The following is a 23,773-nucleotide window of genomic DNA, read 5'->3' on the forward strand; positions in this document are numbered from 1 at the left end:
AGGTAATTGGTAATGACTGAGACAACCAGCAAAGTAGAGAGATGGTCGTACCCCTTCAAAGTAGGGGGAGCAGAAGCGAAGGATCCTCAGCAGTATTACAAGGCGTTGGCGCAGGCCAAGGATGGTTATTACCCATTGGGCTCTAACGGTCTCTGGCATGGCGGCGTTCACTTCGACGAGGCTACTGGTCTGGTGGTGGGGGACAAGGCTGAGGTCCGCTGTATTGCGGATGGCGAGGTGGTTGCCTATCGCATTGATGAGGTTTATCCAAAATCAGATTTCGGCTCGACGCATTCAGTCTTTTCAACAGGTTTTGTGTTGGTTAAACACCGCTTGGAGGTTCCCGTGCCTCCTGCGCCAGCAGCTGCCCCCGGTGCGCAACCTGCGGCAGCGGCGCCAGGGCCAAGCCTGACCTTTTTCAGTCTGTATATGCATTTGCTGGATTGGGAGAGTTATCGTTTAACCCCCGCATTAGGTCGGCCAGCGTTCTGGAGTGGTGGTACATGGCAGGTCAAGGCATCAGCTAATGACAAAATTCTAGGACTGAGGGTTCGACAGGGGCCGAAGAATAAACCTGGTTACGGCATTGTGTTAACCGTGTTGCCTCGCGGCACACTCGTAGAGACGGGTGAAGAGGATCACGGTTGGCTCAAGGTGGTGAATGTCACTCCTGCTGATGCCAGTCTTCCTCCAGGAACCGGGTGGGTATACAAAAGAGAAATGATGGCTGGTGCAACACCTAACAGCTACATCATAGGCGTTGCAGCGAAAGACGAAATGACCCCGCCCCAAAAAGGCCTTGCCGTTCATGCAAGTGCTAACCGGGCAAGCGCCACAACGGCCATTTTGCCGATTGGGGCTCAGGTAAAAATCGGGAATGACGGGGCAAACGCTGAATACCAGAAACTGATAGAAATCGTCAGCGGTAGCTCTATTCCCGCTCTGACCGCTAGCAACGGAATACTCGGTTACATTCGGAAGAGTTTGCTTGAAACGAAAGTTGAGCCAACTGAGAAGAATACGGTTCATCTGTTGGAGCGACCATTTCCTATAAAAGCTGGCAGCCTGATCGGTCATGTAGGGAAATATCAGAATCACTCGGACCCCGCACCGAAGAACTTGCTGCATTTGGAAGTGTTCAGTTGCGAAGACGTCAAGGCGTTTACTGAACAAAGCAAACCCAAGGCCATCAGTCTGCCTGACACTGGCAAAACGCTGGTCAAAGTCCCTAAAAACACCATGCTGATAACCCATGTGCAAGGCATGAGCGCAACGAATCCCCCCAAGGTGTCCGACGCAGGCACGAAGACTGGTTATGATTTGTTTATTCCGGTGAGTGTATTGGAGGCTCTCCCGGCAGATAAAAAAATCAAGGTGCCTGTTGTGATGGGGAGTTCGACGACCACCACACTTTGGTGGCGCTTGGACGGCTTGCTTGCTGACGAGCATGGCAACGGTATCAGCGGTTGGTTTTCAGAACCTGATATCAAGCTGTCGCGCCACTCGCCCTTTGAGTGGGAAGGCTTCACCTTCATCGAAGAAACCGTCAGCAATGTGGATCACCTGGCTGCCTTCCTTCATGCGCAGGAAAGCCTAAATGAACAGGAGCGCGCGACTTACCTGCCGAACGTCGGAAACGCTGACGATAGTCTTGCGAAGAAACAGCTATATAAAATCCTCGATAAAAATGGTGATAGCAAACTCAAGCCTGAAGAAATAACAGAGGCTCTCGGTAAGCCTTGGTTCTCTCAACCTATTTCTCAGATGGTCACACGCTACGAGAGCGAGTGGCAATATAAGCGAGAAAAGTGGGATTCCCTGGATGAGTTGATGGGGCATAGCGACTCGGATCCGCATAAGGGATGGGTTGAAGAGAAGGCGCGGATTGAGCGTTTGAGTTGGTGGGATAAGTTGGTTGGGAAGCATGGAATTACAGGTGATGTAAATGTGCAGCACATTCATCCAGTAGGTCTCTTGGGTAATTTCTACATCTCGCGTATAAGGCGAGACTTTGATCTGGGTGGACTATCAAGTACTTATGAAACCGGTGGTCGAGGCTCAAGAACTATATCCGGTGGGGCGGGGGATGCCGGTGGTGTGTCCTACGGATCTTACCAAATGACCAGTCAAGTAAAATTGGCTGACGGTACAATAATAAATGGAGGAACGGTAAAAAAATTCGTGAATTGGAGTGGTATGCCGTGGACAAGCGAATTCACCGGATTAACACCTGGTTCCAGCGCATTTTCTGATAAGTGGAGAGAGCTCGTTGACACTAAAGGTCAAGAGTTTATAGATGTAGAACATGAGTTCATAAAAGTAACGCACTTCGATGTCCAGATACAAAAAGTTATTACTGATTCTGGTATTGATCTGCGATACCACTCCCACACTATAAATGATGTGGTGTGGTCGACTGCGGTTCAGCAGGGACCGGGCGCCTCAATAATAGTAAATGCAATTAGTAATATTGGAATACCCCATGAGGAAACAAAACTCTACGATACCAAGTTGATCGACGCCATCTACAATGAGCGGGGTAGAAAAATTGTTGGTGGTGAAAAAAATGGTCAACTGTATTATTTTTCGAAGAATTCGATTGCGGTACAAGAAGGTGTGGCTAGTAGGTTTGTTTCAGAAAAGGCCAAAGCACAGGAGCGTTTGACAAATGAAAGTGGTTACTAGTTTTCTGGTATTGGCTTTTACGCTACTTTTTGCCAGTTTTTCGACGGCGCAAAATAATTTATCGCTATACATCTCTTCAGTAGGGAGTGCAGCAATAACACAGTCTGATGGAAAGATTTCCTTGCTCGTTCTGGCGGGTGGTAATGAACAAGGTGAGGCGACGGCAGGAAATTGTGTAGTTGGGGCAAATTTGACAAAGATAGAGGGTGGGTTCAGTGGTGCACTCTCGCCTATTAGTACTGGAATTAATAGCTATAACGATGAGCAGGCACAAGGTAAGAAAGTTTCGATTGAGCAACGTACAGGGTCGATAGTCATTAGTGATGTAGACTACATCGGGATATGTAGTTTGGATAGTGGCTTGATAAATATTTATAAAGAAGTTCAGAGGGATGATAAGGGTTATAGGTCTGTGTACGCGGAAATGATTAATCTTGCTCACGAAGATTCGCTGTTTTTGTATAAGAAAGGAATGAAGTCGGAGGCTATGGCTGAACTAGCTCCTTATGCGGGTTACTATCAGAGTAATTGGCTGGCGGATAAGAAATTAGCAGGTATGGTAATTCCGGCGTTAAACGATTATGCCTATTTTTTACAGGAAAATGATCAGGCGGCAGACTCTATATCTATTTTGAACGATATTGTCGGGGCTGCCCCGAAAAGAGCGGTGGCTTGGCTCAATCTTGCGGACTCTAATTGGGCAGTCGGTAAGCAAGAAGAGGCCAAGGCGCAATATAAAATATATGGAGAACTTATGACGAAGAGTAATCAAAAGTCAAAAGTCCCCAAGAGAGCAATAGAGCGAATTAACTAACCACCAAAAGAAGGTAGAGTTGTTTGCGGGGAAGTTAGGGGCAGATCGCGATATTTTTTCAGCAAGATCGTGGTCTGTCCCTAGTCCCCGTATGACCTTCAAACCCGACAGCAACCTGATAATGGTTTATGGAGTTACCGCTGGCGCTGAAGTGGGCTTGAGCGGTGAACCGCTATTCAATGGTGATCGAGTCCGCTATTACGAGTTTACGAACAACGACTTTCGTTTGTTGAAGGTCGAGGACTCCTGATCGTTGTCGACTTAGAGTTTCAAGGCGTTCGGACGTTGAACAAGGATGATGTGGATGGGCAGTTTCATCAGGTTTTTCATGGCAACGGTGGCGGGGATTCTGTTGTTTGTGCCCGTAGCGTCTGCGACTGACGGTGGTTGTTACGGTTATCTCACCGAGATGGTCCGCAGCAGTAATTTCCCATTTCGCTACGTCACCAAGGACAAGGTCAATCTGCTGATCGATGAAGATGACGGTGAAAAGGTCCGGGCTCAGCTTTTCTATGAGACGGATGGCGCGGGAATCATTGGTTGGGTCGAGTACGACGTCTCAAAGCACGTACTGCGCAATACTTCGGCGGAGCTTGAGGAACCGGTGGCGTTGACCTTTGATACTGGATTCGCGAAGGGATATGCACAGTGCTTGGCCAAGGCTGGTGATGCAGATGAGTAATGATCTCTATGGGCGCGTGGATTCCAAGAGGCGTCGTTTGATGGTTAAGCGCTTTCTCGTGGGCGGTGCATTGGCGATTGTCTCCTTCTGGGCTTTGGCTGCCAGTGATGCCTATACCCAGCATGATGTTCTGCAGTGTGGCAGCGTCGATGTGGAGCTGATCTCTTCTTGTCGATCAGTTTCGGTTGAATTGGGCGAAGATCAACTCTTGCCGGTCTGTTCAGATCAGACAATTAACATCAACGGCAAAGTGCTGCGGCGTGATGTGGGCCAAGTGTCACAACTGACCAATGACGGGAAAAGCACGCAGATGTTGGCAAACGTTGTGGTGACTATGGCCTGTATCAAAGGGACAAAAGGCAGCCTGGTGTTCATCGGTGGATATGGTGGGTGCGGTGCTTGTCCTGAATGGTTTGGTTATTACTCGACGGCGGGAGAGCTGGTCAGTTACTCCTACAGCAATACCGTTCGCTCGTTCGGTTCGAAGGGCTCTCGCCGCGAACTGATCAAGGCTTACGGCGTTACTGCACAGGCGCTACGGGAGCAGAGTCCTACTGAGAAAAGGATCACCTATGGGCAGCCGTAGTCCCACGATGTTGTTGACGGGTTTGCTGTGTGGTCTGTTCGTTTGGCTGCCGTTGCAGAAGCAGGTGATCGCATGAAAGCATTGAAGCGTTTTATGGTGGTGCTTGTTTGCGTGCTAGCGGGCGATGTATCTCTGCCGGTCTCACTCGCGTTTGCTGGGGTGGATTGCAACGAGATGGCTGCAAGTCAGCAGATTGAGACGTGTGCAGACATCGCGAAGAAGGCTGCCGATTCCCGGCTCAATACCAGTTACCAGAAGCTGATGGCGCGGCTCGACTCCCAGTATCGAGCCCAGCCCGATGCGGGGAAGGTATTCAAGACGAAGGTCAAGGAATCACAGCGCATCTGGATCAAATTACGCGATACGGATTGCCCGCTCGAAGCTTTTGAGATTGAGGCGGGTATGCCCGCGTATGTGACAACGGTGAACAATTGCGTTGCAAGAATGAGTCTGGAACGCTCGGACTATCTGGACAAGATTGCGGCTGATCTTTAACTGAAGAAACAAGGGAGCTGTTTTGAAGAAGTTGTTTTTGCTAATGGTGCTCATGTGCCCATCGATTGCTCACAGTGAAGTGGAGTCACAGATTTACTGTTTCCGCTCCAAGGAAGGGAAAAGCATCAAATTTGAATTTAGAACCTACTATGATCCGGCAGCCAATTGGGTTGCTGCCGGTGTCAAGTATGGGGCATCCAAGGAGTCAATCGCCCTGGTGCGCAAAGACATTCAGGCGAAAGACATGGCCGAAGGCGGACCTTCTGAATTCACAACAACGTGGGTCGAGGTCTCTGAGGGTGTGGTGACCGGTGAATATGCAATGGCGACTCAAGGTGCGCTTGTTAATGCAATGTCATATACAAACTATAAAAGCAAAAAACGCTACTTTTTTGATCATGCCCTGTACGTTGAATCCTCTCCTGAAACGGGTTGCCAGTGGTGAAATTATTCAGGTTTTATAAGTTGAGGTATTTGATTTTCTTGTTGGCGTTTTATTTTTCAGGGGCCGGTGCCGCTGAATTGGTTTTCCCACAAGTAAAGTCATGCGGAGACGACAGCAACGCCATCAGCAGTTGCTCAGTTGTCTTGGATAAAGATGGCTACATTGTAGATGCCCATTCAGGGAGGAAGCTTTTCGATAAGCCGGAGCCCATGGGGGCGCTGAGTTCAAACGAACTCTATCAGTACGGCAGTCAGTACATTCTTGAAAATCAAAACTATTCTTCATCCAAAACGCGTCGCTGGGTAGCGTTTAGTTATGACGATAAAAGAATAGTTTTGAATCGAATTTATATCTTTTCATTAGACATTTTTATGCCGTCTGGGCCTCGTTGGCATGGCTATGAGTGTCATCCGGATTCCGCTGAGCTGACTGCCCGAGCGAATCTTGCCTTTGGTGAGGTAGCGATTGAGTCCCTTTGCGGCGACGTCGAAGCTAACGTGGTAACGGTTGCGAACGACATACCCACTCCTTTGGCCGCTGACACGTTGGCGGTCAGTGTGCCCGTTTACGTTGACAGGCAACGAAGGGGGGGCGCCACGTATTTGTTTATGGAAAGTGACGAGCCTGATTTGGCCAAGATGGTTTGTTACTCCAATTGTAGGCAGCTCTCGAAGAATCAACCCGTGCTTAATCTGGAAAAGACATCGGAGAACAGGTCCAAGTCCAGTGAGCCAACGCTCATCAAAAAGATATCGGCCAATTTGTTGGGCGACGCATCGCGTCAAAATGTGTTTGTGCTGACAACGGAATCTGATGCGGCTTATCACCGATTGCTGATCGCTCCTGAGCAACAGACTGGCGATCAAATTATTTTGGATACGTCCAAGGCGTTACCGCTGATAAAGACTCAGTATTCATCAGCCGTTAATGATGGCTTCAGCGTCAGTGTTATTAATGGCCAGTCGGGAACGCTTAAGGTTATAGATCAACAAGCGGAGCCAGTATCGGTTAAGCAGTCTTCCGGCGAAGCAGGAGACTACATTGCTCTGGTGACTAACGAAGAAGATAATGGTATTTATAATTTCAATCTGCTGTTTCGCTACAGCAAAAGCTCAAAAAAGTTTGAGTTGAAAAATGTGTTGCAGGTGACAAATAGCGCTTCCTGTGACCGCTCGATTCTCAGTGTTGAAGAATTACCCAAAGAAATGGTCGGCGAAGTCTCTTTGGAGTCTTTCGATGGGCTTAAGGTTTTTGAGCAATTACATGGAGTCCACGCCGGGACGCCCAGTGATGGGTACAAAAAGCTGATGATGATTGATACAGCGACACAACTCGATCAGGCGTTGGCGCTGTATCGCAAAGGGGATACTCGCGCATTCAACGAGGTGATGGGGTATTTCCTTATGGGGGGAGAGAGTGACCGCTGTGATCCGCAAAGCTACATCGTGAGAAAGTATTACTTCGCTCAAATGCCCGGTTGGTCTAATGATCTGGGTTTTCTGCTGGGTGAAGCGGGTTACTACGCAGAGTCCATTGAGCTGCTAAAAGCGGTTGTTGCGAATAACCCCGGCAGAGTCGTTGCCTATTTGAATCTCGCGGACAGCTATTGGGGGGCGAACGATAAAGAGCGGGCGGCGGTGGCTTACAAGCAGTATGGCTTGCTGATGTCTGGCGCGGGCAAAGCGTTGAAGGTTCCCACGCGAGTGGTTGAGCGCAGCAACGGAGCGGTGGAGTTATGAACGGATTCAAGCAGGTTTTTTTGAGTGTGGTCGGTGTTGTTTTAGTCGCATCAACGTCCTCGGTTTATGCACAGGGGACGTGTAATCAGGACAGTTTTGAGACACCTGATTTTATTGCATGTGGCCAACAAAGCTTCGAGAAAGTAGATGCAGCACTGAATGAGCAGTACAAAAAAGCCTTGGGCAGTTTGCTTCCAGAAAATAAACAGCTGCTGATTGATGTGCAGAGGAACTGGGTAACGTTTAAAGAAACGTATTGCGAAGAGGTTTACCTATCGGCGTCTTCGGGGGAAGAAGCACAGCTCAAAAAGCTTTCGTGCCTGCTGCACGCGACCAATGCCCGATTAGGTGAGCTGATTTATTTGCAGACGGGGATGACCAATGATGGCTTGTACAAAGCCGCGTCGATCATGGCCGGTAAAGACCGCGCCGATAAACTCCAGGACTCGATCAAGCGTCTTAGCGGCGCCGATCTATCGGACCCCGTTTGGAAGCATTACGCTGCCGGGAACTGTGATTTGAGCTTCGTTCTATTTCGAGAGGACAGTGATATTTGTGCGGCCAGGATGCGTTTTCAGTTACCTCTGATCCGTTAAAGGGACTATCGGCGTGAAGTGTTTTCCTGCGTTTTCGCTTTTCGAAGCAGTCTTGATCTCGATGACATTGCTATCGAGTTCGCTTCCGGCAATGGCCGGCATGATCGACCTCGGTAACGTTTGGAAAGTTGGCGCCGGTCGTATCGGTGATACAGCCGATCGGCGAGGAGGGTAGGGCTTGTGTGATTCCCATTCGGGGCGCGCCTGAGCGAACGTGAGCCATCGTCAAGAAGCGCGCCGATACCGGCGCGCTCTTTGGTTGGACTACACCTTAACCCGATACTCCACCGGATTCGGTGAATCGAGGTTGTCCATGGCGCGGTCGATCAGCAGTTGGGCGCCTTCGGCCATGCGGTAGATGGCGAGGGCGACGTTGCGGCGGGAGCCTTCGATTTCGAAGGCGAGGTCGCCGGCGATGGCTTTGATGGAGGCGATGTCTTCGGAGGCGTTGGCCAGGAGGCTGTCGGTGTCGACGTCGGGGGCCACGATGAAGAGTTGGCCTTTGCGGGCGTCGGCCAGGTGGATTTTGGGTGAGGGTGTGCCCAGGTGGTGGTCGAGGGCGCGTTCGGCGGCTTCGTGGAGTTTCTTCGAATCGAGGGATTCGTAGGGGGAAGTTGCTGGGTCTTCTGGTGGATTTGGTGTTGGTTTGAACATGATCGGGTTCCTCTTTATTTATGGAGGCTGACCCGGTTCGCTTGCACGCGAATAGAGGGTGGCAGCCATGTGCGGGGTGCAAGACCGAGTAACCCAATCCCAGAAAACCTCGGCAGACCCTAAGGTCTCCCGCACACAGCTGCCATAAAGCATAAACAGCGAACACAAATTGTTCGTTGCATGGCTAGTGGTTTTGAAAGGTTGTTTTTTACTCGGACTTGCACGTCCGTGTCACCGTTTTTTGGTGACAGGGTGAGACTAGCCCTGACTCGCAGGCCCGGATAGTTACCGAACACCGCTACAGCTTGAAGGAAATGTCCGAGACCAATAGGGCTGGGATTGAGTCGGGACCGGGTTGTCTGGTTTTGCGACCGCTGCGTCCGGATGCGGCCCAGATCGAACGCCGCCTTCGGCAGCTGCTACAAGGGGGATGTGGTGGGTTTTGAAAAGTGTGACTTGGTGGTCATCGTGCTGAAAAAGCGCTTCATCTTCTTCTAACGCTGCGCAACGGTGGCGTTCTGGGTTTAAGCCGCTACACTGCGCCAGCGTTCATTTTTCTTTTGGGGCTTGGGCATGAAATTTCGTTTTCTTCTCTGGGTGATGGGCTTGCTGATGCGCAAGGCCAGTCGGACCAATCCGGCGTTTCAGCAGCAGTTGGGTGATAAAGAACTGGTGTTCCAGTTGCAGACGCTGGACGGCAAGGTGGCGCGGCACTTTGTGGTGAAGGATCAGCGCATTACCAGCAAGGCTGGGGTGTATGCAGAGCCGGCGTTTGCGATTGCCTTTAAGGATGCGGCTTACGGTTTTGCCACGATGCAGGCGAAGAACAAGCAGTTGGCGTTCATGACCGGGATTCAGGACAAGTCGATTCAGATCAAGGGCAACCCGGCGCTGGTGATGTGGTTCCAGGGGTTGACCAAGTATTTGAAGCCGAAGAAAAAGCCAGTAACGACTCGTTGAGGATAACGATGGCACCCGTACCCGAGTGGCTCAGCCAGTCGGTTATTTGGCTTTTAAAGACAAGATGACTGTCATTTGTGACAGCTGCTCGTTGCCATCGCTCTGTGCTCCACTGTGGTCGGTGTCTCTTGCAGGCATCCTTTATCACCACAAGGGAATGCGTCATGAATTTGAATCAGGAGCAAAAACAAGCAGAGCCGGGGGCTCTTGATCCGGCATTTGGCGGTGGCAGCGGACGTGTAGAGTTGCCTTTTCCGGGTGTGGATGGAACCGGCCCGGGTGCCATTCTGCCTCTTCCCGATAAAAAGTTACTCGTGGCCATGAGTTCAATGGGTTACAACCCGGCCAAGGTGGCGAGGCTGAATGAGGATGGGACGCTCGATAATACATTTGGCTTCGGTGGCGTTGTTGATTTGCCATTATTGGTGGCGCCGGAGCGGTTTATGCCGAACCATCTATGCCAACTGGACGATGGTGGTTGGCTGGTTTCTGGGGGAGCAGGCTTTGTTAGTTATCCGGCGCGCATGGCGGTTATCAGGCTTCGCAGTAATGGAGAGTTGAATACCGACTTCAACCAAACGGGCATGCGAATTTTCAATACCGCTGACTTGAGTGGTCCGGAAACTACGGCATTTGACGGTATTCCTAAAGTTGTGGTTAAAGCCGCAGTCGCTCAAGATGGAAAAATCATTTTGGTCATCAATCGGGGGGTTGCATATTTGCCGACCGGTATTGTGCTGCGACTTAATCCAAATGGTTCGACGGATACGACTTTTAACCAAACGGGTTTTTTGAATATCGAGATTCCGGGCGTATCGGAGCAGGCTAATCGTCCGCGTGATGTGTTGATTCAGCCTGATGGAAAAGTGCTGGTCTGTGGTGATTACAATTTGAATGAGAGAGGGCACCTTGCAGCGTTTGTCATCCGCTATGACCACAATGGCAAACTGGATGATCAATACGGTAACCGTGGTGTTGCAAGCTTTTCCGGTGACAAGGGACGAGCTTCCTTTTATTCGATGAAACTGGCAACCAATGGCGGAACACTTGTAGCTGGCTTCCTTGACGAAAGCAAATTCAGTGGCATGCTTGTTGYCCTTAACCTCAGTGGACGCCTAAGTCCAGATTTCAACAATGGCCAGCCATTGATTTCTGATTTCATGGAGTTGTCCTGGGCATGGCTCGGGTTTCAGGCGGATGGAAAAATAATGGTTACCGGCTTGGGCTACCGTGCGAGTAGCGAGGAACTTTACTCGATCCTAACGGCACGCTTCCTTCCTGGTGGTTCTCTGGACACGACTTATGGAGGGGGAGGCTGGAGTATCTTCAAAGGTTATATCTCCAATGGCAGCGCATTGACGACAGATAACCGAATCGTTGTTTGTGGATATAATGACACCCTTCAGGACCGGGGAATCATAGTGCGTTATTTAGGCTGACTGCTGCGAAGTGCTTGTATGAAGCTATGGTCTGGTCCATCAGGCCGAGTTGGATTCTTCGCGGGCAAGTCCGCTCCCACAGGGATACTTTAATCCTGTGGGAGCGAGGCTTTTAAGGCTGGGTGAATTGCGACGCCAGTTCGCGCAGCAGCACTTCGGCTTCGAGGACTTTGCTGACGACGTCGTTGGCTTTGTCGCGGGTCAGGCCGACGCGGTCGAGCAGGGCATCGGGGATTTCTTCGTCGGGGCCGGAGCCGATGCCACGGCTGCGCAGCAGGCGCACGGCCAGGCAGACGAGGTTCGGGTACTCGGCGTAGTCGCCGTCGTAGCTCGGGTCGTGCTGGAAGCGCAGCGCGGTGGACAGTTCATCCGGCATGTCCCAGTAGCGCATCAGCCACGCGCCGATCTGTTCGCGGCTGATGCCCAGCAGGTGTTGCTCGACAAAGCTGTGGCACAGGTGCGGGTTGACCTCCAGGTGGCGGCAGATCAGCGAGAAGTGCGGCGGGAAGACGTGGGCCAGCAGCAAGTAGCCAAAGTTGTGCAGCAGGCCGGCGAGGTAGGTCAGGCCAGCTTCCGGACGCTGGGCGCGCGGCATGGCGCGGGTCAGGCCTTCGATGACGGCGGCGGTGTAGATCGATTGGTGCCAGTACGGCGTGGTGTGTTGCGGGTGGTCCTTGGGCAGGCTCAGGGTTTTGCCCAGGGCCAGGCCCAGTGCCAGGTTGATCACCAGATCGAAACCCAGCACGCGGACGATCGCGTCTTCCACTGAACGAATCTTGCCCGGCGACGCGTAGTACGGCGACGCCGCCCAGCTCACCACTTGCGCGGCCAGCGCCGGGTCGGTTTCGACGACGCCGGTGATGTCGTCGATGGTGGCGTTGGGGTCGACCCGCAGCTTGATGATTTTTTGCGCAGTTTCGGCCAGTGGCGGAATCTCGATGGTCGCTTCCAGGCGTTGCTGGATGCGTCGCGCCGTGAAGGCCTGCACCGCCTGGGTGATTTCCTCGCGGTCATCGTCGGGGCGGTCGAGGTTCGGGCGGATGCGGCTCAGGGCTTCGCCGAAGTTCGCGGCGCTGGCCTTGGTCAGCATGCTCTTGAAGTCTTCGCTGGTGATTTCCAGCAGCACGCCCGGCTCACCCGAGTTGATCAGCAACAGTGGTTCGCGCAGCAGGCTTTCTTCGTACAGGCACGGCGAGCTGGTGAGCGCCGGCAGGCCGGGCAGAAAGCTCAGGTTGTGTTTGCCGAGCATGCGCTCCAGGCGCTCGGTCGGCACGGCGGTGAGCCGGCGGCCGGTAAGTTCGGCGAGACGGTTGAGGTCCAGCAACTGGCTCTGCGGGAACAGCACCATGAGCGCGCCGACAGCATCGTCGACCAACACCGCTTGTACTTTGCGAGCGGGGTTGAGGCCCGGGCGATCGAGCACTTCGGCGTAGCTGATGCCCAACTTGCCGAGCAGCAGCCGGATAACAGACGGAGCGTGCGGGGCTTCGGGTGCGAGGGCAACTTCGGTCATGGTGTGTGTCCGTTTTCAAACAATTGCAGGAGTATAACCAGCTTGTTTAAAACCATCGCCCAGAAACTGAGACACTGCTCACACTTGGCCGTATTGCTGCCCATGGCGTAGCCAGCGGTCGAGCAACGGGCCGACGTGATGCGGCCAACGCTCCAGCAATGCCTGGGCCGCGTCGCGCACGGCCGGCAGCAGGTCGGCGTCGCGCATCAGGTCGGCGACCTTGAATTGCAGCAGGCCGGTTTGGCGGGTGCCGAGCATTTCGCCGGGACCGCGCAGTTCGAGGTCTTTCTCGGCGATCACAAAACCGTCGTTGGTTTCACGCATGATACCGAGGCGTTGCCGGCCGATCTGCGAGAGCGGCGGATGGTAGAGCAGCACGCAGTGACTGGCGGCGCTGCCCCGACCGACGCGACCGCGTAACTGGTGCAGTTGCGCCAGGCCGAGGCGTTCCGGGTTTTCGATGATCATCAGGCTGGCGTTGGGCACATCGACGCCGACTTCGATCACCGTGGTCGCCACCAGCAACTGCAACGCGCCGGCCTTGAACTGGGCCATGACGTCGGCTTTTTCCGCCGGCTTCATGCGCCCGTGAATCAGGCCGACCTTCAACTCGCCGAGGGCGGCGGTGAGGTCTTCATAGGTGGTTTCGGCGGCCTGGCAGGTGAGCTCTTCCGATTCTTCGATCAGCGTGCACACCCAATACGCCTGCCGCCCTTCGGCGCACGCGGCGCGCACTCGCTCGATGACTTCAACCCGGCGCGTGTCGGTGACCAGCACGGTGTTGACCGGGGTTCGACCGGGCGGCAGTTCGTCGAGGATCGAGGTGTCGAGGTCGGCGTAGGCGCTCATCGCCAAGGTGCGTGGAATCGGCGTGGCGGTCATGATCAGCTGATGCGGACACATCCGCCCGCCAACGCCTTTCTGCCGCAGCGCCAAGCGTTGCTGGACGCCGAAGCGGTGCTGTTCGTCAATGATCACCAGCGCGAGGTTCTTGAACTGCACTTCGTCCTGGAACAAGGCGTGAGTGCCGACCACCATCGGCGTGCCGCTGGCGATTTGTTCTAGCGCGGCGACGCGGTTCTTGCCCTTGAGCTTGCCGGCCAGCCAGGCGACTTCCAGGCCCAGCGGTTCGAGCCAGCGCTTGAAAGTGATGAAGTGCTGTTCGGCGAGGATTTCGGTGGGCGCCATCAGCGCCACTTGATAACCGGCTTCCAGCGCTTGCAAGGCGGCGAGGGCGGCGACCACGGTTTTACCGGCGCCGACGTCGCCCTGAATCAGCCGCAGCATCGGCTCGTGCTGGCTCATGTCGTAGGCGATTTCATTGCCCACCCGTTGCTGCGCGCCGGTCGGTGGGAAGCCAAGGTTGGCCAGGTACTGGGCCGGCAGCCGGGTGGCTTTGGGCATGGCCGGCGCCCGCAGCGCGCGCATGCTTTCACGCAGGCGTTGTTGCGACAGCTGATGGGTCAGCAGTTCTTCAAAGGCCAGACGGTGCTGCGCCCAGTGATGACCGAGGGCGAGTTCGTCGACATCGGCGTCCGCTGGCGGGTGATGCAGGTAGCGGATCGCGTCGGCCAGCGGCGCCAGTTGGTAGTCCCGCGCCAACTCTTGCGGCAGCCAGTCAGGCAGGCTGCTGGGGCCGAGCAAGGTCAGGGTTTGCATGCACAGTTGGCGCAGACGCTGTTGGGTCAGGCCTTCGGTGAGCGGGTAGACCGGCGTCAGGGTTTCATCCACCGGCGGCGGTTCGTCGCCGGTGATGGCGCGGTATTCCGGGTGGTAGATTTCCAGCCCCGACGCGCCGGGCCTGGCCTCGCCGTAGCAACGCACGCGGGTGCCGCGTTTCAGGCCTTCCTTTTGCGCGTTGCTGAAATGGTAGAAGCGCAGGCTGAGCCCGCCAGTACCGTCCTGCAGGCGCACGACCAGGCTGCGGCGCCGGCCCATCACTACGTCGGCGCCGCTGACGGTGCCTTCTATCACCGCGTCCTGACCCGGCCGCAAGTGGCCGATCGGCACCACGCGGGTGCGATCCTGGTAACGCAGCGGCAGGTGGAACAGTACGTCCTGGAGGTTTTCCAGGCCGACCTTGGCGAGTTTTTCGGCCATGGCTTCGCCGACACCCTTGAGTGCCGTGACCGAGACTTGCGACAGCTCAGCCATTGCTACTGCTTACCCCGCAACCGCTGGCGACTTGGCCACCGAGCACAGGCGGATCGAGTCAGCGAGGATTTCAATCGCTTTGGGCCGCGGGAAGCTGGCGCGCCAGGCGATGGCCACGGTGCGGAACGGCACTGGCGGCGACAGTGGACGCACTTCGAGCACGCCGGGTGAGTAGTGGTGACTGTCGACGGCCGAGAGCGGCAGGATCGAGATGCCCAGGCCGGAAGCGACCATGTGCCGAATGGTTTCCAGCGAGCTGGATTCGACCGTGGTGTGTTTGGCRCCATCGTTGCCTTTGGCCAGGGTCGGGCAGGCTTCGAGCACTTGGTCGCGGAAGCAGTGGCCTTCGCCGAGCAGCAGCAGGCTCTTGTCGTTGAGCAGGCCGGCGTCGATGGATTCTTTTTCGGTCCACGGGTGCTGGGCCGGCATCAGGACGTAGAACGGCTCGTCGTAGAGTTGCAGGGTCAGCACGTCGGCTTCGTTGAACGGCAGGGCGATGATGATCGCGTCGAGTTCGCCGTTGCGCAGTTTGTCGCGCAGCACGTGGGTGAAGTTTTCTTCGATGTACAACGGCATCTGCGGGGCAACCCGGTGCAGTTGTGGAATCAGGTGCGGGAACAGGTACGGGCCGACGGTGTAGATCGCGCCGACTTTCAGCGGGGCGGTCAGCTGGTTTTTGCCGGCCTGGGCCAGTTCGCGAATGCCTTGGGCTTGTTCAAGGACTTTCTGGGCCTGGGCGACGATGCCTTCGCCGACCGGGGTCAGGCGCACCGCGCTTTTGCTGCGCTCGAAAATCAGCACACCGAGTTCGTCTTCAAGTTTTTTCACGCCCACCGACAGCGTCGGCTGACTGACGTGGCAACGCTCGGCTGCGTGGCCGAAGTGCTGCTCTTGGGCGAGGGTAACGATGTAGCGTAATTCTGTGAGGGTCATAGCGGGCGTCCATGATGATGCGGCCAAGCATACCGGCTGCAATCGATAGACGCACGTTATCAGACAGAGGGCGGAGCGCGACACTGGGCAATGCCTGTTTGGCGCTGGCAGATATGCAAAAGGCACCTTTCGGTGCCTTTTGATTGCAAAGATCTGTGGGAGCGAGCCTGCTCGCGATAGCTATGGACCAGTCAACATTGATGTTGGATGGACTGCCATCATCGCGAGCAGGCTCGCTCCCACAGGGGGCAACGCGTTTTAACGGCGGCCTTTTTCCAGGGAGTACACAAACGGCGCGACGATTTCGATCGAGCCGTTCTTCAGCATGTCGGCCGGTGGCTTGGGCAGCGGCTGGGCGCGGCGGATCATTTCCAGGGTGGCCCGGTCCAGATCGGCGTTGCCGGAGCGACCGACCAACTCGTAAGACAGCACGTTGCCTTGAGCGTCGACCACGAAGCGCAGACGGTTCAAGCCTTCCTTGCCGCGCGATTGGGCGGCCGGCGGGTACTTCTTGTACTTGGCCAGGTGCGCCAGCAGCGTGCCTTGCCAACTTTCCTTGGCCGCAGTCTGCGCTGGCGATGGGCCTGGGGCAGGTTGCGCGGATTTCTCCGTCGGAGTGTTGGTCGGCGGTGTGTCGCTGGGTTTTTCCTCGGCCGGTTTTTCTTTCGGCGGCTCGGGCTTTTTCTCCACCGGCTTGGGCGGTTGAGGCTTGGGCTTGGGTTTGACCGGCTTGGGCACCGAGATCGTCGGCTTTGGCGCTTCCGCCAGTTTCGGCAGTGGCAGTTCTTCGACCGGGGTCGGTGGCTGCGGCGGCGTGACGACCTTGGGCGGTGCGGGTGGTGGCGGTGCCGGAAGCGGCGCCAACTCGACCATCATCGCCATCGGCGGCAGCTCGACGGGCGGTGAGGACTTCCAGTTGAGCGCGAGCAGAATCGCGACCGCATGGACGCCCAGCACCACGACCAGGCTAGCGCCGTAACGCGTCAGCTTTTGGCGCGTCGTGATCATTTTTTGGCTGCCGTCTCAAGTCCGACCAGGCCGACTTTCAGGTAGCCGGCCGCCCGCAGGGCATCCATCACGTGCATCAGGTCGCCGTAGTCCACGCCTTTATCGGCCTGGAAGAAGATGGTCGTGTCCTTCTTGCCGTGGGTTCGCGCATCGAGGGTCGCGCCGAGGGTTTCGGCGTTGACTTCGTCTTCGCCCAGGTACAGGCGTTGGTCGGCCTTGACGCTGAGGAACACCGGTTTCTCTGGCCGCGGCGCCGGTTTGGCGGTCGAGGCGGGGAGATCAACCTTGATGTCCACGGTGGCCAGCGGGGCGGCGACCATGAAGATGATCAGCAGCACTAGCATCACGTCGATGAACGGCGTGACGTTGATTTCGTGGTTCTCGGCGAGATCGTCGTCCGCGCCTTCCTTTAAATGCAAGCCCATGGCGGATTACCCTACTTTGACCATGTGCGGTTGCGAAGGGATGCGCTCGGGCGGCAGGTGGTCGAGGTCGCGGCTGACCAGCAGCAGGACCTGCGCCGAAGCGTCGGACACCTGGGCCTTGTACCCGGCGATGGAGCGTGCGAAGACGTTGTAGATGACCACCGCAGGAATCGCGGCCACCAGGCCCAGCGCAGTGGCCAGCAGGGCTTCGGCGATGCCGGGGGCGACGACGGCGAGGTTGGTGGTCTGGGTTTTGGCGATACCGATGAAGCTGTTCATGATGCCCCACACGGTGCCGAACAGCCCCACGAACGGCGCGGTGGAACCGATGGTGGCCAGCACGCCGGTGCCGCTGCTCATGTTGCGACCGCAGGCGGCCACCAGACGCTCGAGGCGGAAGCTGACGCGTTCCTTGATGCCTTCTTTTTCACGGCTGTTGGCCGAGAGGCGCATTTCTTCGAGGGCGTCGTGGACCAGCAGGTTGGCGAGGGTGCCTTCCTTGGCCGCACTGGCGCTGGCTTCTTTAAGGGTGGTGGCTTTTTTCAGGCTGGCGATTTCACCGCGCAGACGACGCTTGGCGCCCAGCAGCTCAAGGCCCTTGGCGATCCAGAGAGTCCAGGTGATGATCGAGGCGATGGCCAGGCCAATCATCACGATTTTCACGATGATGTCGGCGTTCTGGTACATGCCCCACGGTGACAGGTCGTGGGCCATGCCCAGGGAGTTGTCGGCTTCGAGGACTTCAGGTGCGTCAGCGGCAGCGCCTTCGGCGGCCAGTGCCGGGTCGGCGGCGACGGGTGCCACGACCGGGGCGGCGTGATCAGCATGATCAGCAGCGACTGGCGCGGACGCTGCTGCAGCCGGTGGGGTGGCGACGGTGGGCTCGACGGCGAAGGTAGCGGTCGGGGCCAGCAGCAAGCTGAACAGCAGCGCGGCGACCGCGCTCAGGGCGCGAGTGGGACGAGCAAGTGTGGTTGGCGAAGCGGAGAGTGAATTACGTGTCATGCTGGCCGGACCTGAGAGAAAAAGAGGGTTTAATGTCCTTCCAGGCCTCGCGGGCCGAGAACAAAAGTGGCGGGCATTATTGCAAGTAATTCTTGTTAACAAAAGTAATAGAGTCTCTTTTTTTCTTTGATTGCTAGCCGCGTGTCCAATACCAAGGCTAGCCTGTACCTTTCTGATGGGAGATTTTTGATGTCCGCGCCTTCTGTTTTAATCGCCGGTTGTGGCGATGTTGGCGGCCGTCTGGCCACTCAACTGTTGGCCTCGGGGTGGGAGGTTCATGGCTTGCGGCGTGACATCTCGCGCCTGCCCGAGGGCGTTATTGGCGTTGCTGGCGACTTGTTCAATAAAGACTGCCCGGCGACCTGGCCCGTCGGTGCGGTGGATTACCTGGTGTATTGCGCGGCTGCCACCGATCACGATGAAGCCGGTTACCGCGCCGCTTATGTCCAGGGCTTGCAGCATGTGCTGGAATGGCTGAACGACTACGGTCAGGCACCGAAGCGCTTGCTGTTTGTCTCCAGCAGTAGCGTGTACGGGCAGCAGAACGGTGAATGGATCGATGAAATGTCGCCGACTCAAGCGGCCGGCTATTCCGGACGAGTGATGCTGGAAGCCGAGCAGATCGCATTAAACAGTGGCACTCCTGCGAGTCTGGTGCGCTTGACCGGGATTTACGGCCCGGGTCGTGAGTGGCTGTTGAGTCAGGTGCGGCAGGGCTATCGCGTCGCGGTTGATCCACCGCTGTATGCCAACCGGATTCATGTGGATGACGCAGCCGGGTTGTTGGCGTTCCTGTTGCTGCGTGCCGAGCGCGACGAGGCGCTGGATGACTGCTATATCGGCGTCGACGACGCGCCCGCGCCGTTGGCGGAGGTGGTGGGTTGGTTACGCGAGTACCTTGGGGTAACCGAATGGTCGGAGGATGCCAGCGTGCGCCGTACGGGCAGTAAGCGTTGCAGCAACGCCCGCGCCAAAGCGCTGGGCTGGACACCGCGCTATCCGAGCTTTCGTGAAGGGTATGCAGCGATTATTGAAGGCCGCAGCTGACTTTCAAGCACCCCAAAACAACTGTGGGAGCGAGCCTGCTCGCGATTAGGCCATAACATTCAGCATTAATGCTGACTGTTACACCGCCATCGCGAGCAGGCGAACGTCGCCCGGCCCTTCCCACATTGGTTCTTTGGTGATCCTAAAGCAGGATCACTGTTTTTCCAGTGTCCATTGGCGATTGCCAGGGGTGAACGAAGGGACTTCGTCCGCCTGGGCGCCATTGACTGCCTGGAATATCTCCATCTGTTTGCCGTTGCGGGTGAAGATCCACGGGTTGCCCTGGCCGCTCAGTTGCAGCCAGACCGTGTCGTGGCCGCCGCTCATGGAGGCGCAGTCGCCCGCCAGGCACAGCGCGTAGCGGTCAGCGCCGGGCAGGCCTTGAACGGCGCCATCGGCCTGGAACTGCACGGTGCTGCCTTCGCCCGGACCGTTGACGATCTTCCAGCTACCGCCCAGGTACGCTGAGTACAGCGCGCGCTCGAAGCTGGCGCCAATCGGCGCGCCTTCGGGGGCGATGTCTTTGGCGCGGTCAAACAGTTGCTCGGGCTCGTTGTCGTTGGCCACCTGGTGCAACTGTTTGCCGTCGCGCTTCAATTCGGTGGCAGCGCTGCCATAAAACTCGACTTTCCAGGCATCGGATTTGCCGCCGAGCATTTTACCTTCGACGTTCTCGAAACCGTTTGTGTAGCGCGCCTGGCCGGCCTTGGTGTTGACGTCCCACTCCAGGTTCGGGCCATAGGCTTGCAGTGCTTCGCGCAGCGGGCCGCCCTTGGCCGCCGCATCGATTGCCGACTGGTTGATCCAGGTGCCACTGATGTCACGGTCGGCAGGGTTGCTGGCACAGCCACCGAGAAACGCCGCGAGCAACGAGAGAGCTAGCGCTTTGCGCATGAGGAGATCCTTACAGAACGAAGTCGGCGCAGCCTGGGAGGCTGCGCCGTGCGTATTACTCGATGACCAGGATGGCATCCATTTCAACCTGCGAACCCTTTGGCAGGGCTGCCACGCCGATGGCGGCGCGCGCTGGGTAAGGCTGGTCGAAGTATTTGCCCATGATCTCGTTGACCTTGGCGAAGTGGCTCAGGTCGGTGAGGAAGATGTTCAGTTTGACGATGTCCTTGAACGAACCGCCAGCGGCTTCAGCCACGGCTTTGAGGTTCTCGAACACCTGGACGGTCTGGGCTTCGAAGCCTTCGACCAGTTCCATGGTTTTTGGATCGAGCGGGATCTGGCCGGACATGTAGACGGTGTTGCCAGCCTTGATCGCCTGGGAGTAAGTACCGATGGCGGCCGGGGCCTTGTCGCTGGTGATAACAGTCTTGGTCATGTATGACTCCTTGTAATTGGGGGGCTGTATGGACGAGCTAGGCACGCATGCGGGTGATGCGAATCACCCCGGTCAAGGCGCGCAGTTTCTTGATCACGCGGGCCAGGTGTACACGGTCGTGCACGCTGACCACCAGTTGGACCACGCTGATACGACCGTCGCGTTCGTCCATGCTGATTTTTTCGATGTTGCCGTCCGCAGCGTTGACGCTGCTGGCCAACAGGGCAATCAGGCCGCGCTGGTGTTCCAGCTCGACGCGCAGTTCGACATTGAATTCGCCGGTGACATCCTTGGCCCACGAGAGCTGGATGCATTTTTCCGGGTTGTGGCGGATTTCGCTGATGTTGCGGCAGTTGTCCAGGTGCACGACCATGCCTTTGCCGGCGGACAGGTGGCCGACAATCGGGTCGCCCGGGATCGGCGTGCAGCACTTGGCGTAACTGAGCACCAGGCCTTCGGTACCGCGAATCGCCAGCGGACCTTCCGGGCTTGGCAACTGTTCGCCTTCGCCGAGCAGGCGGCGGGCGACGACATAGGCCATGCGATTGCCCAGGCCGATGTCTTCGAGCAGGTCTTCGATCAGTTCGAGGCGGTATTCGTTGAGCATCGCCTTGATGCGCTCGGCCGGGACTTTTTCCAGTGAGCTGTTGAAACCGTTGAGCACCTTGTTCAGCAGGCGTTCGCCCAAGCTGATGGACTCGGAGCGGCGCTGCAGTTTCAGCGCGTGACGAATATGCGTGCGGGCCTTGCCGGTGACCACGAAGTTGAGCCACGCCGGGTTCGGGCGTGCACCCGGAGCGCTGACGATCTCGACCGTCGAGCCGCTTTGCAGCGGTTCGGACAGCGGCGCCAGGCGACGGTTGATCCGGCAGGCGATGCAGCTGTTGCCGACGTCGGTGTGCACCGCGTAAGCGAAGTCGACCGCCGTGGAGCCTTTTGGCAGCTCCATGATCCGGCCTTTTGGCGTGAACACGTAGACCTCGTCCGGGAACAGGTCGATCTTCACGCTTTCAATGAATTCCAGCGAGTTGCCGGCGCGTTGCTGCATTTCCAGTACGCCCTTGACCCACTGGCGGGCGCGGGCGTGAGTACCTTTTGGCTGCTCGTCGCCAGTGGATTTGTACAGCCAATGGGCAGCGATGCCGTTGTTGGCCATCTCTTCCATTTCACGGGTACGGATCTGGATTTCGATCGGTACGCCGTGCATGCCGAAGAGCGTGGTGTGCAGCGACTGATAGCCGTTGGCCTTGGGAATCGCGATGTAATCCTTGAAGCGCCCTGGCAACGGTTTGTACAAATTATGCACGGCACCGAGCACGCGGTAGCAGGTATCGACCTTGTCGACGATGATCCGGAACGCGTAGACGTCCATGATCTCGTTGAAAGCCCGGCGCTTGCCGCGCATTTTCGTGTAGATGCCGTAGAGGTGTTTCTGGCGACCGCTGACCTCGCCCTGAATGCCGTCGATGGCCAGGCAGTGGCTAAGGGACTCTTCGATCTTGTTGACGATTTCCTTGCGGTTGCCCCGGGCGCGTTTGACCGCCTGGTAGATCCGCGCGGAACGCATCGGGTGCATGGCCTTGAAGCCCAGGTCTTCGAACTCTACGCGGATGGCGTGCATGCCCAGCCGGTTGGCGATGGGCGCGTAGATTTCCAGGGTTTCCTTGGCGATCCGCCGGCGCTTTTCACCGGACAGGACTTCCAGCGTGCGCATGTTGTGCAGGCGGTCGGCCAGTTTCACCAGGATCACGCGAATGTCGCGCGCCATGGCCATGGCCATTTTCTGGAAGTTTTCGGCTTGGGCTTCGGCTTTGGTCTCGAAGTTCATCTGGGTCAGTTTGCTGACCCCGTCGACCAATTCGGCCACGGTTTCGCCAAACTGCGCAGAGAGCGCTTCCTTGGCGATGCCGGTGTCTTCGATCACGTCATGCAGCATCGCGGCCATCAAGCTCTGATGGTCCATGTGCATGTCGGCAAGAATGTTCGCGACCGCTAACGGGTGCGTGACGTACGCTTCGCCGCTGCGGCGGCGCTGGCCGTCGTGGGCTTGTTCGGCGTAGAAGTACGCTCGGCGGACCAGGTTGACCTGGTCGGTGCCGAGGTAGGTCGATAAGCGTTCGGCGAGGGCGTCTATGCTCGGCATGATGACTCCTGCCGATGGCTGTGACCCCGCGCCGTACTACGTCGACCAGGCATGGACTTAGACGGCCTCGTTGGACTCGTCCTCGAACGCTGCGAACAGCGGTTCGTCTTCGACGATTTCAGCATTGGCGATGAACTCGTAGCTCATCAGGCCTTCAGCGATTTCACGCAGGGCCACAACGGTAGGTTTGTCGTTTTCCCACTGGACCAGAGGCTCTTTGCCGCCGGTGGCCAGTTGACGGGCACGCTTGGTAGAGAGCATGACCAGCTCAAAGCGGTTTTCCACGTGTTCTAGGCAGTCTTCAACGGTTACGCGGGCCATGGTATTCCTCGGAGCGAATGCAATATGCGCGCTGCCCGGTTGGGCGAGCGGACTCAACAGTTTAAAAAATCACCAGCGATTAGGGAAGCGCTGATTTTTTAACCAAGCCCTTCAGCGCGCTGCAAGTACCAATGTAAAGCCCTTGCAGCGGTTTTGGGAAGAGCTGATTCAGCCCAGCAATTCGGCAAGTAATTTACCGAAACGCTGTTGCTGACGTTTCTGATGCAGCTGATTGGCGCGGAAAATCGCTTTCAGGTCTTCCAGCGCCTGGTTGAAATCATCGTTGATGATCAGGTAGTCGTAGTCGACGTAGTGGCTCATCTCGCTGACCGCTTCACGCATCCGGCCTTCAATGATCTCGTGGCTGTCCTGGCCACGGCCGTGCAGGCGTTGGCGCAAGGCCTCCTGGGAGGGCGGCAGAATGAAGATCGAGCGCGCTTGCGGCATCAACTTGCGCACCTGCTCGGCGCCTTGCCAGTCGATTTCCAGGATCAGGTCGTGGCCTTCATCCAGGGTCTGCTGCAGGTGGCTTTGCGAAGTGCCATAGAGGTTGCCGAACACTTCGGCGCGCTCCAGGAAGTCGCCGTGCTCGATCATCTTCACGAACTGGGCGCGGTCGACAAAGTGGTAGTTCACCCCGTCCACTTCGCCCTGGCGCATGGCGCGGGTGGTGTGCGAGATCGAAAGCCGGATCTGTGGAAGATCGTTGATCAGGTCCTTGACCAGGCTGGTTTTGCCAGCGCCGGACGGGGCGGAAATGATGTACAGGGTGCCAGTGCTGTGGGTCATGTCAGGGTAG

At 56.7% G+C, this 23,773-nt stretch carries 23 protein-coding genes; 11 read left to right on the plus strand and 12 right to left on the minus strand.

Features of this window, described 5'->3' with window-relative positions; translation table 11 throughout:
* Window positions 1-12: 12 nt before the first annotated feature.
* From AC1DHT_RS00115 to AC1DHT_RS00150, 8 genes are all read left to right on the plus strand, one after another.
* A complete protein-coding gene (locus tag AC1DHT_RS00115; RefSeq protein WP_427545509.1) occupies window positions 13-2,685 on the plus strand; it encodes a VgrG-related protein in 2,673 nt (890 codons plus the stop codon).
* A complete protein-coding gene (locus AC1DHT_RS00120; RefSeq protein ID WP_427545511.1) occupies window positions 2,669-3,499 on the plus strand; it encodes a tetratricopeptide repeat protein in 831 nt (276 codons plus the stop codon). The genes AC1DHT_RS00115 and AC1DHT_RS00120 overlap by 17 nt, the downstream gene beginning before the upstream one ends.
* 304 nt (window positions 3,500-3,803) lie before the next feature.
* A complete protein-coding gene (locus tag AC1DHT_RS00125) occupies window positions 3,804-4,181 on the plus strand; it encodes a hypothetical protein (RefSeq protein WP_427545513.1) in 378 nt (125 codons plus the stop codon).
* The gene (locus AC1DHT_RS00130; RefSeq protein ID WP_427545515.1) at window positions 4,174-4,767 is read left to right on the plus strand and encodes a hypothetical protein; all 594 of its coding nucleotides are present in this window, start codon (window positions 4,174-4,176) and stop codon (window positions 4,765-4,767) included. Before AC1DHT_RS00125 ends, AC1DHT_RS00130 begins: the two co-directional genes overlap by 8 nt.
* A gap of 72 nt (window positions 4,768-4,839) precedes the next feature.
* Entirely contained in the window at window positions 4,840-5,262 is a 423-nt protein-coding gene (locus AC1DHT_RS00135) for a lysozyme inhibitor LprI family protein (RefSeq protein WP_427545517.1), read from the plus strand.
* A gap of 22 nt (window positions 5,263-5,284) precedes the next feature.
* Window positions 5,285-5,707 carry a hypothetical protein gene (locus tag AC1DHT_RS00140; protein WP_427545519.1) on the plus strand — a complete coding sequence of 141 codons (423 nt, stop codon included), beginning with the start codon at window positions 5,285-5,287 and terminating at the stop codon, window positions 5,705-5,707.
* 20 nt (window positions 5,708-5,727) lie between these two features.
* Complete coding sequence (locus tag AC1DHT_RS00145; protein ID WP_427545521.1) at window positions 5,728-7,446, plus strand: tetratricopeptide repeat protein; 1,719 nt, start codon at window positions 5,728-5,730, stop codon at window positions 7,444-7,446.
* Entirely contained in the window at window positions 7,443-8,042 is a 600-nt protein-coding gene (locus tag AC1DHT_RS00150; RefSeq protein WP_427545523.1) for a lysozyme inhibitor LprI family protein, read from the plus strand. Before AC1DHT_RS00145 ends, AC1DHT_RS00150 begins: the two co-directional genes overlap by 4 nt.
* 264 nt (window positions 8,043-8,306) lie before the next feature.
* On the opposite strand, the gene AC1DHT_RS00155 is transcribed toward AC1DHT_RS00150, so the two are convergent.
* Window positions 8,307-8,696, minus strand: a complete 390-nt coding sequence (locus AC1DHT_RS00155) for a DUF6124 family protein (protein ID WP_427545525.1) — start codon at window positions 8,694-8,696, stop codon at window positions 8,307-8,309.
* A 573-nt stretch (window positions 8,697-9,269) separates the two neighbouring features.
* On the opposite strand from AC1DHT_RS00155, the gene AC1DHT_RS00160 reads away from it, so the two are divergent.
* A complete protein-coding gene (locus AC1DHT_RS00160; protein WP_427545527.1) occupies window positions 9,270-9,656 on the plus strand; it encodes an SCP2 sterol-binding domain-containing protein in 387 nt (128 codons plus the stop codon).
* A gap of 164 nt (window positions 9,657-9,820) precedes the next feature.
* Window positions 9,821-11,095, plus strand: a complete 1,275-nt coding sequence (locus AC1DHT_RS00165) for an NHL repeat-containing protein (RefSeq protein WP_477761215.1) — start codon at window positions 9,821-9,823, stop codon at window positions 11,093-11,095.
* A 112-nt stretch (window positions 11,096-11,207) separates the two neighbouring features.
* Here the strand turns inward: AC1DHT_RS00165 and AC1DHT_RS00170 are convergent, their stop codons facing one another.
* From AC1DHT_RS00170 to exbB, 6 genes are all read right to left on the minus strand, one after another.
* On the minus strand, window positions 11,208-12,608 hold the full coding sequence (locus AC1DHT_RS00170) for an aminoacyl-tRNA deacylase and HDOD domain-containing protein (protein ID WP_427545529.1): 1,401 nt from the start codon (window positions 12,606-12,608) through the stop codon (window positions 11,208-11,210).
* Between the two features lie 78 nt (window positions 12,609-12,686).
* Window positions 12,687-14,762: an ATP-dependent DNA helicase RecG gene (gene recG / locus AC1DHT_RS00175; RefSeq protein ID WP_427533647.1), complete on the minus strand. Its 2,076-nt coding sequence runs from the start codon at window positions 14,760-14,762 to the stop codon at window positions 12,687-12,689.
* Window positions 14,763-14,771: 9 nt separating this feature from the next.
* Entirely contained in the window at window positions 14,772-15,695 is a 924-nt protein-coding gene (locus tag AC1DHT_RS00180; protein ID WP_427545531.1) for a hydrogen peroxide-inducible genes activator, read from the minus strand.
* Between the two features lie 258 nt (window positions 15,696-15,953).
* Window positions 15,954-16,703, minus strand: a complete 750-nt coding sequence (locus tag AC1DHT_RS00185) for an energy transducer TonB family protein (protein ID WP_427545533.1) — start codon at window positions 16,701-16,703, stop codon at window positions 15,954-15,956.
* Complete coding sequence (gene exbD / locus AC1DHT_RS00190; protein WP_054594656.1) at window positions 16,700-17,128, minus strand: TonB system transport protein ExbD; 429 nt, start codon at window positions 17,126-17,128, stop codon at window positions 16,700-16,702. The genes AC1DHT_RS00185 and exbD overlap by 4 nt, the downstream gene beginning before the upstream one ends.
* A 6-nt stretch (window positions 17,129-17,134) precedes the next feature.
* On the minus strand, window positions 17,135-18,133 hold the full coding sequence (gene exbB, locus AC1DHT_RS00195) for a tonB-system energizer ExbB (RefSeq protein ID WP_427545535.1): 999 nt from the start codon (window positions 18,131-18,133) through the stop codon (window positions 17,135-17,137).
* 189 nt (window positions 18,134-18,322) lie between these two features.
* Between exbB and AC1DHT_RS00200 the strand changes: the two genes are divergently transcribed.
* Window positions 18,323-19,180: an NAD-dependent epimerase/dehydratase family protein gene (locus AC1DHT_RS00200; protein WP_427545537.1), complete on the plus strand. Its 858-nt coding sequence runs from the start codon at window positions 18,323-18,325 to the stop codon at window positions 19,178-19,180.
* A 153-nt stretch (window positions 19,181-19,333) separates the two neighbouring features.
* Here AC1DHT_RS00200 and AC1DHT_RS00205 read toward each other — a convergent pair whose 3' ends face one another.
* The 5 genes from AC1DHT_RS00205 to gmk form a co-directional block, all read right to left on the minus strand.
* The gene (locus AC1DHT_RS00205; RefSeq protein ID WP_427545539.1) at window positions 19,334-20,074 is read right to left on the minus strand and encodes a hypothetical protein; all 741 of its coding nucleotides are present in this window, start codon (window positions 20,072-20,074) and stop codon (window positions 19,334-19,336) included.
* A 55-nt stretch (window positions 20,075-20,129) separates the two neighbouring features.
* Window positions 20,130-20,510, minus strand: a complete 381-nt coding sequence (locus AC1DHT_RS00210) for a RidA family protein (RefSeq protein ID WP_003229509.1) — start codon at window positions 20,508-20,510, stop codon at window positions 20,130-20,132.
* A gap of 37 nt (window positions 20,511-20,547) precedes the next feature.
* Window positions 20,548-22,653: a bifunctional GTP diphosphokinase/guanosine-3',5'-bis pyrophosphate 3'-pyrophosphohydrolase gene (gene spoT, locus AC1DHT_RS00215; protein ID WP_427533635.1), complete on the minus strand. Its 2,106-nt coding sequence runs from the start codon at window positions 22,651-22,653 to the stop codon at window positions 20,548-20,550.
* Window positions 22,654-22,710: 57 nt separating this feature from the next.
* Window positions 22,711-22,974 carry a DNA-directed RNA polymerase subunit omega gene (gene rpoZ, locus AC1DHT_RS00220; RefSeq protein WP_003177259.1) on the minus strand — a complete coding sequence of 88 codons (264 nt, stop codon included), beginning with the start codon at window positions 22,972-22,974 and terminating at the stop codon, window positions 22,711-22,713.
* A gap of 168 nt (window positions 22,975-23,142) precedes the next feature.
* Window positions 23,143-23,763: a guanylate kinase gene (gene gmk / locus AC1DHT_RS00225; RefSeq protein WP_427533633.1), complete on the minus strand. Its 621-nt coding sequence runs from the start codon at window positions 23,761-23,763 to the stop codon at window positions 23,143-23,145.
* Window positions 23,764-23,773: the final 10 nt, after the last annotated feature.

Source organism: Pseudomonas sp. 05N432 (assembly GCF_056396945.1).